This window comes from Sphingopyxis sp. BSN-002, assembly GCF_022024275.1.
GTDB lineage: Bacteria > Pseudomonadota > Alphaproteobacteria > Sphingomonadales > Sphingomonadaceae > Sphingopyxis.
Genome location: NZ_CP091804.1, coordinates 2437712 through 2451571, shown reverse-complemented (window position 1 = coordinate 2451571; position 13860 = coordinate 2437712). Strand labels below are relative to the sequence as shown.

Annotated in this window: 13 protein-coding genes; 7 read left to right on the top strand and 6 right to left on the bottom strand. The window is 67.6% G+C overall.

Annotated features, from left to right (window positions below; genetic code table 11):
- The first annotated feature begins 8 nt into the window (after positions 1 to 8).
- Complete coding sequence (locus L7H23_RS12035) at positions 9 to 554, top strand: hypothetical protein (RefSeq protein ID WP_237836108.1); 546 nt, start codon at positions 9 to 11, stop codon at positions 552 to 554.
- 80 nt (positions 555 to 634) lie between these two features.
- The gene (locus L7H23_RS12030) at positions 635 to 1219 is read left to right on the top strand and encodes a hypothetical protein (RefSeq protein WP_237836107.1); all 585 of its coding nucleotides are present in this window, start codon (positions 635 to 637) and stop codon (positions 1217 to 1219) included.
- Here L7H23_RS12030 and L7H23_RS12025 read toward each other — a convergent pair.
- The 3 genes from L7H23_RS12025 to L7H23_RS12015 all read right to left on the bottom strand — a co-directional run bounded on the left by L7H23_RS12025 (position 1216) and on the right by L7H23_RS12015 (position 2320).
- The gene (locus tag L7H23_RS12025; RefSeq protein ID WP_237836106.1) at positions 1216 to 1644 is read right to left on the bottom strand and encodes an OsmC family protein; all 429 of its coding nucleotides are present in this window, start codon (positions 1642 to 1644) and stop codon (positions 1216 to 1218) included. The genes L7H23_RS12030 and L7H23_RS12025 overlap by 4 nt on opposite strands.
- Positions 1645 to 1690: 46 nt before the next feature.
- Positions 1691 to 1894, bottom strand: a complete 204-nt coding sequence (locus L7H23_RS12020) for a DUF2061 domain-containing protein (protein ID WP_237836105.1) — start codon at positions 1892 to 1894, stop codon at positions 1691 to 1693.
- 84 nt (positions 1895 to 1978) lie between these two features.
- Entirely contained in the window at positions 1979 to 2320 is a 342-nt protein-coding gene (locus tag L7H23_RS12015; protein ID WP_237836104.1) for a DUF962 domain-containing protein, read from the bottom strand.
- 99 nt (positions 2321 to 2419) lie between these two features.
- Between L7H23_RS12015 and L7H23_RS12010 the strand changes: the two genes are divergently transcribed.
- The gene (locus L7H23_RS12010) at positions 2420 to 2641 is read left to right on the top strand and encodes a hypothetical protein (protein WP_237836103.1); all 222 of its coding nucleotides are present in this window, start codon (positions 2420 to 2422) and stop codon (positions 2639 to 2641) included.
- Positions 2642 to 2891: 250 nt separating this feature from the next.
- On the opposite strand, the gene L7H23_RS12005 is transcribed toward L7H23_RS12010, so the two are convergent.
- From L7H23_RS12005 to ung, 3 genes are read right to left on the bottom strand one after another with little or no spacing between them, the layout of a single operon-like run.
- Complete coding sequence (locus tag L7H23_RS12005) at positions 2892 to 3350, bottom strand: YaiI/YqxD family protein (protein WP_237836102.1); 459 nt, start codon at positions 3348 to 3350, stop codon at positions 2892 to 2894.
- On the bottom strand, positions 3347 to 4105 hold the full coding sequence (locus L7H23_RS12000) for a sulfite exporter TauE/SafE family protein (protein ID WP_237836101.1): 759 nt from the start codon (positions 4103 to 4105) through the stop codon (positions 3347 to 3349). The genes L7H23_RS12005 and L7H23_RS12000 overlap by 4 nt, the downstream gene beginning before the upstream one ends.
- Positions 4102 to 4806, bottom strand: coding sequence for a uracil-DNA glycosylase (ung, locus tag L7H23_RS11995; protein WP_237836100.1), 705 nt, complete (start codon positions 4804 to 4806; stop codon positions 4102 to 4104). The genes L7H23_RS12000 and ung overlap by 4 nt, the downstream gene beginning before the upstream one ends.
- A 186-nt stretch (positions 4807 to 4992) precedes the next feature.
- On the opposite strand from ung, the gene L7H23_RS11990 reads away from it, so the two are divergent.
- From L7H23_RS11990 to pbpC, 4 genes are all read left to right on the top strand, one after another.
- Positions 4993 to 5319 (top strand): phosphoribosyl-ATP diphosphatase, encoded by a 327-nt coding sequence (locus L7H23_RS11990; protein WP_237836099.1) that lies wholly within the window; start codon positions 4993 to 4995, stop codon positions 5317 to 5319.
- Positions 5320 to 5329: 10 nt separating this feature from the next.
- The gene (locus L7H23_RS11985; protein WP_237836098.1) at positions 5330 to 5707 is read left to right on the top strand and encodes a histidine triad nucleotide-binding protein; all 378 of its coding nucleotides are present in this window, start codon (positions 5330 to 5332) and stop codon (positions 5705 to 5707) included.
- 136 nt (positions 5708 to 5843) lie between these two features.
- Positions 5844 to 11681: an MG2 domain-containing protein gene (locus L7H23_RS11980; protein WP_237836097.1), complete on the top strand. Its 5838-nt coding sequence runs from the start codon at positions 5844 to 5846 to the stop codon at positions 11679 to 11681.
- Between the two features lie 4 nt (positions 11682 to 11685).
- Positions 11686 to 13827 (top strand): penicillin-binding protein 1C, encoded by a 2142-nt coding sequence (pbpC, locus tag L7H23_RS11975; protein WP_237836096.1) that lies wholly within the window; start codon positions 11686 to 11688, stop codon positions 13825 to 13827.
- Positions 13828 to 13860: the final 33 nt, after the last annotated feature.

Genomic DNA, 13860 nt, shown 5'->3' with positions numbered 1-13860 from the left:
GAAGCCGCATGCCCCCTCGCCACCTCCCCCTCCTCGCGCTTGCTCTTGCGCTCGCCGCCTGCGGTACGAAGGCCGACAAGGCGGCAGCCGAAGCGCCGAAGGCCGAGGCATCGAAAACCGCCCCGACCGGCAACCCGCCCGACGCGAGCGGCACCAAGGCGGGCGCGGCCGAAACTTCGCCGCTGCCGCCGACCGCGGGCACGAAGCTCGCCGCCTATGTGGGCAAATATCCGTTCGACAAGGTCGACGGTGTCGCGTGGAACGACCATGTCCTCGTCAAGGCGGGGATCGTCGCGAGCGTGAAGGACGCGGCGGTGCTGAAAGCGATCACCACGACCGAAGGCCCCTCCGCGCCGATCGAGATGAAGGACGGCAAAGTCATGGCATGGGCTTGCGAGGCGCATAATTGCGGGTCGCACCAATGGTCGGTGCTGATCGATCCGCGCACCGGCGCGACCGACGTCTGCTATTTCGACGATTCGGCCGACAATGCCCGATCGCGCTGGTTCCTCGCCAGCGGCAAGGAAGAAAAGCGCGAAGGCAACTGCCAGTAGGCGCCGCCGGCACATGCGGATTCGACTCTCGCGCCGAATGGGAACATAAAGAGAACATTATCCGATTCGGAGGAAGACCGATGACGCCGATGTTCCGCTATTTTCTGGGCTTTCAGGTTCCGGCCGATCGTGCGGGGTGGCTGGCGCGCCAGTTGCCGCCGGTGTCGGGCGATTTGTTCGCCGGGCTGAAGCCGCAGAATTATCATCTGACGCTCTGCTCGATCGACGAGACCATGGTACCGCACCCGTTTCTGCGGCAGCGCGTAGCCAAGGCATTCGAGGCCGGCTTGCCTGCTGCGGCATCGATCCCCTTCGGCCGGATCGTCAGCAAGGACGCCGGCGCCGAATTGATCACAGCCGGGGGCGTTACAGGCATTCGCCAGCTTTACGAAGCGATCGTCGCGCGCCTCGCCCCGCACGGAATCGAGCCCTGGTATCGGCAGTCGGGCCTCCGTCCGCACGTCACGCTCGGCTATGGCCGGCATCCCTTCGATCCGGTGCCGGTCGCATGGAACTGGATTCCACGCGACCTTGTCCTGATCGAAAGCCATGTCGGCCACGGCCGCCACCGCGTGCTGCAACGCTGGACGCTCGACGCGCCGGTTCAAGGCATGTTCGATTTCATGGCCGACGAACTGCCGCCCCCGCTGCGCTTCGCCGCCTAGCTTTCGAGCGTGTGTTCGAGCGTGATTTCGCAATCGAGCAGCTTCGACACCGGGCAGTTCATCTCGGCCTCTTTCGCGATCGCCGCGAATTCCTCGGCCGAAATCCCCGGCACCTTGCCGGTCAGTGTCAGCGCCGATTTCGAGATTTCGAAACCGCCATCGACCTGATCGAGCGTGACCTCCGCGCTGGTTTCGAGCGTGTCGCCCGAATAGCCCGCTCGCGCGAGCCCGAACGACAGCGCCATGGTGAAGCAGGCGGCATGCGCCGCGGCGATCAGTTCCTCGGGGTTTGTCCCCGGCTGTCCCTCGAAGCGCGTGCCGAAGCCATAGGGCTGGGCGTTCAGCACCCCCGATCTGGTCGTGATCGATCCCTTGCCCTCCTTGCCGAAGCCTTCGTAGCGGGCGGATGCGCGATTGACGGTCATGCGGGGTCTCCTTCGGTTTTGAACGGCGGGACTCGGGAAAGGGCGCTCAGGCCGCGAGCAGCTTACGCCCGGCCCCGACGCGCTTCCACGCCTTTTCATGGAAGAAGAAAGCGACAGCATTGATACAGGGCTCGACGATCGCGATCCCGCCCGCCAGCGCGACCGATCCGGTCATCACATAGGCGACGCTGAACCCGATGGTCAGATGGAGCGACAGATAGGTGAGCGTCTTGATGAGGTCGGTCGGCATGGCGGGTCTCCGGTACGAGACCTCTAGTTAAGAATGATTCGCAACAATCGCCAGTGCAGCCTCTCGCTCACTCTGATCGATTTGTCAGTGCGAAACGCGCTCGACCCCCGCGCGATCGAGTTCGGGGCCCAGCCGCCCGGTCAGCCACAACGCCCACATTTTGAAATCGGCGGCGAGGCTCCACAGCGGATAGGTAAAGGTCGCCGGCCGGTTCTTCTCGACCCCGAAATGCGCGACCCAGGCAAAGAAATAGCCCGCGACCGGCAGCGCGACCAGCCAGCCCCATCGCCCCGTCAGCACCGCCGCAATCGCGATTCCCACGACGAGGCTCGTCCCGACATAATGGAGCGCGCGTGTCGACGCCTTGCTGTGCTCGCGGAGGTAAAAGGGCCAGAAGTCGGCGAAGGTCGTGTAGAGGCGCGCCATCGCGCAAGAATGCGCCGCGAACACCGTCGGGTCAAACGGAATGGACCGCGTCCGCCAATCTGATAGGGTCGGCGCAAATCGAAAACGGGGGAGACCAAAATGAAGAAATCGATGCGTGCCCTGCTGGGGCTCGTACTGCTCGACGCGATCGTTGTCGCGGGGGCGTGGTGGATGATCGATCGCACGACGAGCGGCGCGTGGAATTCGAACAACCCGGCCGAATCGATCAACATGATCACGACGACTGCGGGGATGATGGTCGGCGTCATTTCGGTCGTGCTGGTGCTTGCCTTCTTCCGTCACCGCGCCGCCGGAAACTGACGCCCCGAAAATTAGTCCGCCCGGCCATCACGGGAGTGGCGGTCGGGCGGCGCCGGCGGTTCGATCCGGTCCCCCGATCGGAGAACCGCCGCCGGATATTCGTGCCCTCCCGCCGGGGTCGCGAGTGGCGGGAGGGCTGATCCCGCACCGGCGTGGTGGGCCGGCACAGGACGAAATCGTCTTTCGTTGATCCTGTTTTGCCGCGAGCCGGGGCGCGGCGCGGTGATTTCCGTCACTCGCCCGAAAAAATTCAGCCCGCGCGCTTCAGCCTGACAAGCGCGCCGTCGAGCGCCTGCAGGAATTGCGAACGGTCGGCCTTCGAGAAGGGCGGCGGGCCGCCCATCCCGTCGCCCATTCCCGCGCGCAGGTCGGCCATGATCGCGCGCGTCGCGATCGCGGGGCCGATCGATGCGGCGGTGAAGGGCTTGCCAGTCGGTGCCAGCACCGTCGCCCCCGCCTTCAGCGAGCGATCGGCGAGCAATATGTCGGCGGTCACCACGATGCTCTTCGCATCCGCCGCGTCGGCGATCCAGTCGTCGGCGGCGTCGAAGCCGTCCGACACCACCACACGCTCGATCAACGGATGCTCGGGCACGCGCAACCGGCTGTTGCTCACGACCTTCACCGGCACTTCGTGGCGCCACGCGACCTTGTAGATCTCGTCTTTCACGGGGCAGGCATCGGCATCGACGAGGATCATGACGCTCATCCGTGCACTCCGTCCCAGATCAGCTTCGCGCCGAGCAGCACCATCAGCACATAGATCAGCACATAGAAGCGCTCGGGATTCATCCGCTTCATCCAGCGCACCGTGACCAGCGTCGAAACGATCGCGAGCGGCATCAGCAGCAATGCCGCGATGACGACCTCATGCGGAAAAGCGCCGAGCGCGAGATAGGCGGGCACCTTCATCCAGTTGACGATTGCGAACAGGATCGCGCTGGTGCCGATGAAGGTCAGATGCGGCAGCTTGCGCGGCGTCACCCACATCTGGAACGGCGGCCCGCCGGCATGCGCAATCTGGCTCGTCAGCCCCATCAGGCCGCCGAAGATCGTCCCGACCCAGCCCGGCAAGGTCGAGGCCGCGACGATCCGCCCGCCGCGCTCGACCCACAGGCGATACAGGCCGAACGCCAGCGTGATCGCGCCCAGCGCCAGCATCAGCTGCGCCTCATCGACCTTCTCGGCATAGTACCAGCCCGCCGCGATACCGACCGCCGCGCCCGGCAGCATCCAGCCGATGATCCAGCCGTCCCACGTCTTGCGGAACGCCCAGACGCTGATCACGTCCTGCACGATCAGGATCGGGAGCAGGATCGCCGCCGCGGTCGCGGGCGGCAGCACCAGCGCCGCAAGCGGGGTCGCGAGCGCGCCGACCCCGGCCAGCCCGCCCTTCGCCATGCCGACGAGGATTACCGCGGCGACGAGCACCGCCAGCGTCGCCGGGTCGGCCAACAGGCTCATGCTTCCGGGTTGTCCGGGAGGCGCCAGTCGATCGCTCCGCGACCATGCGCCTCGAGAAAGGCATTCGCCTGACTGAAGGGCTTCGTCCCGAAGAAGCCGTTGCGCGCCGACAGCGGCGAAGGATGCGGTGCGCGCAGGATCAGGTGCGGGCTCCCCGCGCCCAGCCCCGGCACGTTGGCGGCCTTGCGCTGCGCATGGCTCCCCCACAGGATGAAGACCTTCGGCGCCGGATCGGCGGCGACCGCAGCGACCGCCGCGTCGGCGAACTTCTCCCACCCCTTGCCCTGATGCGAAGCCGCCATGCCGGCTTCGACCGTCAGGCAATTGTTGAGGAGGAGCACGCCCTGTTCGGCCCAATGTTTGAGATAGCCGTGCGAAGCGGGCGCGATGCCGAGGTCCGCCTTCATTTCCTTGTAGATGTTGACGAGGCTGGGCGGCGTGCGGACGCCGGGCTGGACCGAGAAGCAGAGGCCGTGTGCCTGCCCCGGCCCGTGGTACGGGTCCTGCCCCAGGATCACGACGCGCACATCCTGCGGCGGCGTCGCGTCGAGCGCGGCGAACCAGTCGCGCGGTCGCGGATAGATCGTCTTCCCTTTGCTGCGTTCGTCGGCAAGGAACGCCTTGAGCTGCGCCATATAGGGCTGCTCGAACTCGCCGCCGATCGCTGCGAGCCAGTCGGGATGCAATTTGACCTCGGCCATGCCCCGCGCTTCACCAGAGGGATCGCGGCTTGTCCAGCGCCTTTCCCGTCGCTAGGCCATCGAACCATTGTTCCTATCCGCTCGTGCTGAGCTTGTCGAAGCACCGCCCTTCCTCTTTCCAATGTCGAAAGAAAGAACGGCCCTTCGACAAGCTTAGGGCGAACGGCTTTTGGGTGAGTTTCGATTATGGCGATCGGCGAAGCATTGACGCAGCTCGAAGCGGTGGTGAGGGACCGGATCGCCGCGGGCGACGCGGAAGCTTCCTACGTCGCCAGCCTCGCGGCCAAGGGCACCGGCAAGATCGCGCAAAAGGTTGGCGAGGAAGCCACCGAAACCGTCATCGCCGCGCTGACCGAGAGCGACGCCGCGCTGACCGGCGAAGTCGCCGACCTTGTCTTCCATCTCTCGATCCTGCTCGCCGACCGCGGCCTGTCGTGGGCCGACGTCGCCGACGAACTGGGTCGCCGCCACGGCACTTCGGGCCATGCCGAAAAAGCCGGCCGAACCCAATAGGAGCTCCCCCATGCCGATCGACGCGACGCTTTCCTATGACGACAACAACATCTTCGCGCGCATCCTGCGCGGCGAGCTGCCGTCGAAGACGGTCTATGAGGACGAGTTCGCGCTCGCCTTCCACGATATCAATCCGCAGGCGCCGCTGCACATCCTCGTGATCCCCAAGGGTCCCTATGTGAGCTGGGACGATTTTTCGGAGCGCGGCAGCAACGAAGAAATCGCGGGTTTCGTACGCGCCGTCGGCAAGGTTGCGCGCGATCAGGGGCTCGTCGCGCCCGGCTACCGCCTGCTGGCGAACGTCGGCTTCGACAGCAATCAGGAGGTACCGCACCTCCACGTCCACATCTTTGCGGGGCAGCGACTCGGACCGATGCTCGCGCGCTGATTTCGCGTTTGTCAGTGACCGCTGTCACAGCATTTTCCCTGTCTGCGATTAACCGTGCGCGATGCGCGGCGACGGGTGGACTTGGCTCCCTGTTTCCAGCAGGATAGGACCAGCTCGACACCGGGGAGACGAGACGATGGCAAAGGGATGGCAGGCGCTGGCGAAAGGTCTCGCCGGCAGGGTGAAGCTGGCCCTTGTCGTCCCGCTCGGGCTTGCGCTTGCTGCGGCGGGCGGCGACACCGTCCCGCAGGTCACGCTCGCGACCCCGGGCTCGTCGGGCACCGGCGACGGCACGATCAGCCGCTTCACGCTCCGCTTCTCCGAAGACATGGTGCCGCTCGGCGATCCCCGCGCCAAGGCCCCCGCAACGCACGACTGCAAGGTCGGTGCGACGAGCCGCTGGGTCGACACGCGCACCTGGGTCCTCGAATTCGACAAGTCGCTCCCCGGCGGCGTCAGCTGCCACGTCCAGCTCAATTCGGGCCTGACCACCGCGCGCGGCGTCGGCGTCGTCGGCAACGACCGGTTCGAGATCGATACCGGCGGCCCCTCGGTGCGCGCCGTCATGGCGGGCGGCATCTACGACGGGGTCGAGGAGGACCAGATCTTCCTCGTCGCGACCAATGTCGCCGCCGACCGCGCGTCGGTCGGCCGCTTCGCCTATTGCGCGGTCGACGGGATCGGTGAGAAGATTCCGGTCGACGTGCTGAAGCGCGATACCGCGGTCGAGATTCTCGACGGCATGTCGAACGAATGGTCGTCGCAATCCTTCGCCTATGACGCCGGCCTTCCGCTTCGCCTGCCCGCCGCCGGCGCCGACCGCGACCAGCTCCTCGAGCGCGTCGTCCCCGTCAAATGCCGCCGGCCGCTGCCGCCGGGGCGCGAGATGGCGCTCGTCTGGGACGCGCGCATTTCGCAGGCGGGGGTGCCAACCCGCACCGCGGGCCGCGACCAGCGCTTCGACTATGACGTCCGCCCGGCCTTCACCGCGAAAATGTCGTGCAGCCGCGTCAATCCGCAGGCGGGCTGCAACCCGCTGAAGGACGTCAATGTCATCTTCGCCGCACCGGTGCTGCGCGAGATCGCGCTCGCGGCGACGCTCAAGACCGCCGACGGCAAGAGCTACGCCGCAAAGTTCGACGACGACGACAAGAATGACAAATATCTGGAGCGCATCCATTTTTCGGGTCCGCTGTCGCAGAATGTCGACGCGACGCTCGTCCTGCCCGCCGACATCGCCGACCAGAGCGGCCGCAAGCTGCAGAACCAGTCGAATTTTCCGCTGAAATTCCACATCGACCGCGCCCCGCCGCTGGTCAAATTCGCGGCCGAATTCGGCATCCTCGAAGCGTCGGAGGGCGGCATCCTGCCCGTCACCGTGCGCGGGGTCGAGGCGTCGATGGTCCAGTCGAACCTCAAAATGCCCGCGACGACGCTGAAGGTCGGCGACGACGATGCCGCGATCGCGCGCTGGCTGAAGCGTGTCGCCGACGCCGACGACACCGATTATCGCGAGGAAAAGAACGCGAAGGGCGAGGACGTCACGGTCAACTACACCGGCACCAAATCGGTGTTCGAGGATGCGCCCGCGGGCGGCGAACGCCGCGACATGCAACTTGCACCCGCCGCCGGTGGCAAGGAGTTCGAAGTCGTCGGCATTCCGCTTGCCGAAAAGGGCTTCCATGTTGTCGAGATCGCCAGCCCCGAGCTTGGCGCGGTGCTGCTCGGTCGCAAGGCGACGCGCTATGTCGCGACCGCCGCGCTCGTCACCAACATGGCGGTGCATTTCAAATGGGGCCGCGAAAGCTCGCTCGCATGGGTGACCGCGCTCGACACCGGCCTGCCCGTCGCGGGCGCCGAAATCCGCGTCACCGACAGCTGCACCGGGCGTCTGCTCGCGCGCGGCACCGCCGACAAGGCCGGACGCCTCGCCTTCCCGAACGGCCTGCCCGAGCCCGAGACCTATTCGAGCTGCGAGGAAGACCCCGACCCCGCCAGCAGCGACGGCCATGCATTGATGGTCAGCGCGCGCAGCGGCGACGATTTCAGCTTCACGCTCACCGACTGGGGCAACGGCATCCGACCCTATGACTTCGACCTGCCCTATGGCTGGTCGGAGCGCGACGATATCCTTCACACGCTCTTCGACCGCGCGCTCGTCAAGGCGGGCGAGACCGTCCATATGAAGCATATCCTGCGTCGTCCGGTGGGCACCGGCTTTTCGACGCCGAAGCCGCTCGCAGGCAAGCTCCGCCTGATCCATCGCGGATCGGACACCGAATTCGAAATGCCGTTCAGCATCGACGCAAACGGCAGCGGCGAGACCACATGGAACGTCCCCGCAACCGCCCCGATGGGCGACTATGAGCTCGTCTTCGTCACCAAGGACAAGGACGGCGAGGACAAGACGATCTGGTCGAACCAGTCGGTCAAGGTCGACGAATATCGCCTGCCGACGATGAAGGCGACGGTGACCGGCCCGAAAGCGCCCCCCGTGCGCCCGACCGCGGTCCCGCTGTCGCTGTTCGTCGGCTATCTCTCGGGCGGCCCCGCGCCGAACCTGCCGGTCGAGGTCCGGACCAATTTCCGCGCCAGCTGGAACGCGCCCGAGGATTATCAGGACTGGGATTTCGACGGCCAGCCTGTGAAGGAAGGCGTGATCCAGCTCGACGACAGCGGCGAGGAACCCGAGGCCGACCTGCCGCTCGCACGCTCGGTCCCGCTCAAGCTCGACGCGAACGGCGGCGCGACGACCAGCATCGCCGTCGACCAGCCGATCATCGAGCCGACGCAGATGGCGGTCGAGATGGATTATGAGGATGCGAATGGCGAGACGCTGACCTCCAGCCGCCGGATCATGCTCTTCCCGTCGGCGGTGCGCCTCGGCGTGAAGACCGACGGCTGGCTGATGCGCGACAATGATCTGCGCCTCAACTTCGTCGCGCTCGATCTCGACGGTCGCCCGATCGCGGGCCAGCGCGTGCAGGTGGCGCTCTACAACCGCGAGATCATCACCGCGCGGCGGCGCCTGATCGGCGGCTTCTACGCCTATGACAACCAGATGCGCACGACGCGCCTCGACGCGACATGCAGCGCGACGACCGACAAGCTCGGCCGCGCGAGCTGCGCGATGGCGCCCGGCGTCTCGGGCGAGGTCACCGTCGTCGCGACGACCGTCGACGCCGACGGCAACGAAGCGCGCGCGGTGCGCTCGATGTGGCTGGCCGGCGACGACGACTGGTGGTTTGGCGGCGACAATGGCGATCGCATGGACGTGATCGCCGAAAAGCCGCGCTATGCCGCGGGCGATACCGCCCGCTTCCAGGTCCGCATGCCGTTCCGCGAAGCGACCGCGCTCGTCACCGTCGAGCGCGAGGGCGTGCTGTCGAGCTTCGTCGTCCCACTGAAGGGCACCAACCCCGTCGTGCAGGTCAAGCTGCCCGCGACTTATGCGCCCGACGTCTATGTCTCGGTGATGGCGGTGCGCGGGCGCGTCACCGGCAACGAAAGCTGGTTCCGCCAGATGAAGCGCGCGGTCGGCTTCAAGATCGAGAACAGCGAGGGCGCACCCGCGACCGCGCTCGTCGACCTTGCCAAGCCGAGCTATCGCCTCGGCATCGCGAAGATCAAGGTCGGCTGGGAGGGCCATCAGCTCGGCGTCAAGGTGAAGGCCGACAAGGAGAAATATGCGATCCGCGAGACCGCCAAGGTCGGGATCGAGGTCAAGAATCCCTCGGGCAAGCCGGCAAGCGGAGCGGATGTCGCCTTCGTCGCGGTCGACGAGGCGCTGCTCCAGCTCGCGCCGAACGAAAGCTGGAAGCTGATCGATGCAATGATGGGCGAGCGCACGCTCGACGTCCTCACCTCGACCGCGCAGATGCAGGTCGTCGGCAAGCGCCATTACGGCCGCAAGGCGCTCGAACCGGGCGGCGGTGGCGGCGGCGACCTGTCGGGGCTGACCCGCGAGGACTTCCGCCCCGTGCTGCTGTGGCAGGGCCATGTCCCGCTCGACGGCAAGGGCCGCGCGAGCGTCGACGTCCCGCTGTCCGACAATCTTTCGGGCTTCCGTCTCGTCGCGATCGCGACCGACGGATCGCAATATTTCGGCACCGGCGAAACGAACGTGCGCACCGTGCAGGATCTCGGCGTCTTCGCCGGACTTCCCGAACTGGTCCGCACCGGCGACAGCTTCGACGCGCGCTTCACGCTGCGCAACGGCACCGACAAGGCGATGACGGTCACCGCGACACCGACGCTGTCGCCCGCCGTCGCGACCGCGCCGCCGCTGACCGTCACCATCCCGGCGGGCGGCGCGGTGCCGATCAGCTGGCAGGTGACGGCGCCCGAGCAGACCGGCCCGATCCAGTGGACCGTCGACGCGGTGTCGAAGGACGGCAAGGCGCGCGACCGCCTCGTCTTCGATCAGATCGTCGAGCCGGCGATCCCGGTCGAGACATGGGCCGCCAGCCTGTTCCGCGTCGGCCCGAACACCACGCTGCCGATCGCGATCCCCGCGGGGGCGCTGCCCGGCGGTTATGTCGATGTCGCACTCGCCGGCACGCTCGCGCCGCCGCTCTCGGGCGTCCGCGACTATATGGCGATCTATCCATACAACTGCTTCGAACAGTCGACCTCGCGCGCGATCGCGCTCGGCGATGTCGGCCGCTGGCAGGCGCTGGCGGGAGCGATGCCGACCTATCTCGATAAGGATGGGCTGCTTCGTTACTGGCCGAACGAACGGATGGACGGATCGATCGAGCTCACCGCCTATGTGATGGCGGTGACCGCGGCGAACGGCTTCGCAGTTCCCGACGCGTCGAAGGCGAAGATGGTCAAGGCGCTGCAGGCGGTCGTCGAAGGGCGGCTGACGCGCAAGGGCTATGGTCCCTACGACCTTCGCCCGATCCGCATCGCCGCGCTCGCGGCGCTCGCGCGCAACAATGCCTCGACCCCCGCGCTCGTCGCGTCGATCGATACGCAGCCGATCGACATGGCGACGGGCACACTCGCCGACTGGCTCGTCGCGATCGAGCGGACGCCGGGCGTGCGCAACGCCGCCGCGCTCCGCGTTGCGGCCGAGGCCGAACTGCGCAAGCGGCTCGTCTATGAAGGCACGCGCCTCGACCTCGTCGACGACGGCAATGCGCCGTGGTGGATGATGACGAGCGGCGACGAAATGGCGATCAAGGCGCTCGAAGCCGTGCTCGGCCGCAAGGGCTGGGAGGATGACGCGGGCAAGCTGATGGTCGGCGTCGCCCAGCGCCAGCGCAAGGGCCATTGGGACACGACCCCCGCCAACGCGTGGGGCGCGGTCACCGTCCGCCGCTTCGCCGAGCTGTATCCGGCGAGCGCGATCACGGGCGTCACCAACATCGGCCTTGCCGGCGAAACCGCTTCGCAAAGCTGGCCGCTGCCTGCCGAAACGCCCTCGCCGCTCCGCGTTGCGCTGAACGCCGCGACGATGAGCCTCCAGCATCAGGGCACCGGCGCGCCATGGGCGACCGTCAGCGTCAAGGCGGCGGTGCCGCTCAAGGAGCCGCTCAACGCCGGCTACCGCATCAAGCGCTCGGTCAGCGTCGTGAAGGCGGCGAATCCCGATCGCCTGACGCGCGGCGACGTGATCAAGGTGCGGATCGAGGTGATCGCAGCAGCGGGCCGGACCTGGGTCGTCATCAACGACCCGGTCCCGCCGGGTGCAACGATCGTTGGCAACCTCGGCGGCCAGTCGGAGATGCTCGGCGCGCAGGCGGGCGGGTCGAACTGGCAGCCCTCCTATGTCGAGCGCGGCAAGGACAGCTGGCGCGGCTATTACGGCTGGATGCCCGCAGGCACGCACGCGGTCGAATATGTCGTGCGCCTCAACGGCTCGGGCAAGTTCACCCTGCCCCCGACGCGCGTCGAGGCGATGTACTCGCCCGCGATCCGCGGCCAGTGGCCGAACGCGCCGGTGACGATCGCCGCGTCGGCGGAGTGAAGCGATGGCCTCGACGCCCGTTCCCGGGCGCCGGCGGCGCTGGTCCGATGCTCTGGCATGGGCGGCGCTCGCGGCGCTCGTCCTCACCACCGCCGCGCATCTGCTGACGCGCCCGCCGGCGATGCCGGACTATGCGGCGGTGCGTGCCGACTGGAAGCCGAGCGAGGCGTGGCTCTACGATCGCGATGGCCAGCTCCTCGACAGCGAGCGCGTCGATTTCGAGCGCCGCCGGCTCGCCTGGGTTGCGCTGAAGGATATCAACCCCGCGGTCCGCGACACCGTCGTCGCGGCCGAGGATCACCGTTTCTGGTCGCACGGCGGGGTCGACTGGCTCGCGATGGCGAGCGCGGCGCGTACCCGCTGGACCGGCGGCCGCTCGCGCGGCGCATCGACGCTGCCGATGCAGCTCGCCGCCTTCCTTGCGCCCGAACTTGCGCAGCCCGGCCAGCGCGGCTGGCTCGCCAAGATCCGCCAGATGCGCGCCGCGCAGGACCTCGCCTCGAACTGGACGCACGAGCAAATGCTCGAGGCCTATTTCAACCTCCTGCCGCTGCGCGGCGAGGCGCAGGGGATCGGCGCCGGCGCGCAAAGCCTGTTTGGCAAGACCCCCGCCGAGATGAACCGCACCGACGCGGCGCTCTTCGCGGGCCTGCTTCCCAATCCCGCCGCCAGCGCTGAAGTTCTGGGCAAGCGCGCCTGCCGCATCGCGAAGGCCGGTGATTGCGGCGCGATCGATGCCGCCGCCGCGACGCTCGTCTCGGGCGAACGCGCCGCGCGCTTCGACCCCGGGCTCGCCCCGCACCTCGCCACGCGGCTGCTCGACAAGCCGGGGAAGCGCGTCGTCACCACGATCGACCGCCGCATCCAGACCGCGGCGATCGTCGCGCTCCGCCGCCAGCTCGCAGGCCTCGGGTCGGACCGCGTCCGCGACGGCGCGGTCGTCGTGCTCGACAATGCGACCGGCGAGGTGCTCGCCTATGTCGGCGGCGTCGGCCTCAAATCGACCGCAGCGCAGGTCGACGGCGCCAACGCGCCGCGGCAGGCGGGCTCGACGCTCAAACCCCATCTCTATGCGCAGGTGATCGAACATGGCTGGCTCACCGCCGCCTCGATCCTCGACGACAGCCCGGTCCAGCTCGACACCGCGTCCGGTCTGTATGTGCCGAAAAATTACGACCACAGTTTTCAGGGGCCCGTCAGCGTCCGCCATGCGCTCGCTTCGTCGCTCAACGTCCCCGCGGTGCGCGCGCTCGTCATCGACGACGTGCAGGAATTCCGCGACCGCCTCTGGGCGCTCGGCTATCACAGCCTTGTCGAGGACGGCGAATATTATGGCTTCAGCCTCGCGCTCGGCTCGGCCGAAGTCAGCCTCGTCGAACAGGCGAACGCCTTTCGCGCCCTTGCCAATCAGGGCCGCTGGTCGCCGGTCCATTTCCGCAGCGGCGAAAAGGGCGGAGAGCCGCGACAGATCGTCAAGCCCGCCGCGGCCTTCATCGTCGGCGACATCCTTGCCGACGCCTCCGCCCGCGCCGACGCCTTCGGCGCCGACAGCGCGCTCCGCCTGCCCTTCTGGGCGGCGGCGAAGACCGGCACCTCCAAAGGCATGCGCGACAATTGGTGCGTCGGCTGGTCCGACCGTTACACCGTCGCGGTCTGGGTCGGCAATCTCGAGGGGGATTCGATGCGCGCCGTCTCGGGCACGTCCGGCGCCGCCCCCGTCTGGCGCGACGTGATGATGGCGCTGCATGCCGGCAGCCCGGGCAAGCCGCCGAAGATGCCCGCGGGCGTCGAGGCGCGCCAGATCAGCCTGCCGGGCACGCGCGAACCGCCGCGCCGCGAATATTTCCTGGCCGGCACCGCGCAGAGCGAAATGGCCGCCGCACCGCAGGCTGCCCGCCGCCCGCGCATTACCAGTCCGGTCAGCGGCAGCGTCTATGCGCTCGATCCCGACATCCCGATCGATCGCCAGCGCCTTGCGGTGATCGTCAGCGGCGACGTGCCCGGATACCGGCTGATCCTCGACAAAAAGCCGCTCGGCGACGCCGATGCGGGGCAGCAGATTCTCCCTCGTCCCGGCGTCCATATGCTCACCCTCGTCGATCCGGGCGGCAAGCCGATCGACCGCGTCCGCTTCACGGTGCGCTAAACTGCGACAAACCCCCTGTCACACGCCTGAAAT

Coding starts and splice junctions, on each gene's coding strand:
- L7H23_RS12035 (WP_237836108.1), top strand. CDS start 9: ATGCCCCCTCGCCACCTCCCCCTCCTCGCGCTTGCTCTTGCGCTCGCC.
- L7H23_RS12030 (WP_237836107.1), top strand. CDS start 635: ATGACGCCGATGTTCCGCTATTTTCTGGGCTTTCAGGTTCCGGCCGAT.
- L7H23_RS12025 (WP_237836106.1), bottom strand. CDS start 1,644: ATGACCGTCAATCGCGCATCCGCCCGCTACGAAGGCTTCGGCAAGGAG.
- L7H23_RS12020 (WP_237836105.1), bottom strand. CDS start 1,894: ATGCCGACCGACCTCATCAAGACGCTCACCTATCTGTCGCTCCATCTG.
- L7H23_RS12015 (WP_237836104.1), bottom strand. CDS start 2,320: ATGGCGCGCCTCTACACGACCTTCGCCGACTTCTGGCCCTTTTACCTC.
- L7H23_RS12010 (WP_237836103.1), top strand. CDS start 2,420: ATGAAGAAATCGATGCGTGCCCTGCTGGGGCTCGTACTGCTCGACGCG.
- L7H23_RS12005 (WP_237836102.1), bottom strand. CDS start 3,350: ATGAGCGTCATGATCCTCGTCGATGCCGATGCCTGCCCCGTGAAAGAC.
- L7H23_RS12000 (WP_237836101.1), bottom strand. CDS start 4,105: ATGAGCCTGTTGGCCGACCCGGCGACGCTGGCGGTGCTCGTCGCCGCG.
- ung (WP_237836100.1), bottom strand. CDS start 4,806: ATGGCCGAGGTCAAATTGCATCCCGACTGGCTCGCAGCGATCGGCGGC.
- L7H23_RS11990 (WP_237836099.1), top strand. CDS start 4,993: ATGGCGATCGGCGAAGCATTGACGCAGCTCGAAGCGGTGGTGAGGGAC.
- L7H23_RS11985 (WP_237836098.1), top strand. CDS start 5,330: ATGCCGATCGACGCGACGCTTTCCTATGACGACAACAACATCTTCGCG.
- L7H23_RS11980 (WP_237836097.1), top strand. CDS start 5,844: ATGGCAAAGGGATGGCAGGCGCTGGCGAAAGGTCTCGCCGGCAGGGTG.
- pbpC (WP_237836096.1), top strand. CDS start 11,686: ATGGCCTCGACGCCCGTTCCCGGGCGCCGGCGGCGCTGGTCCGATGCT.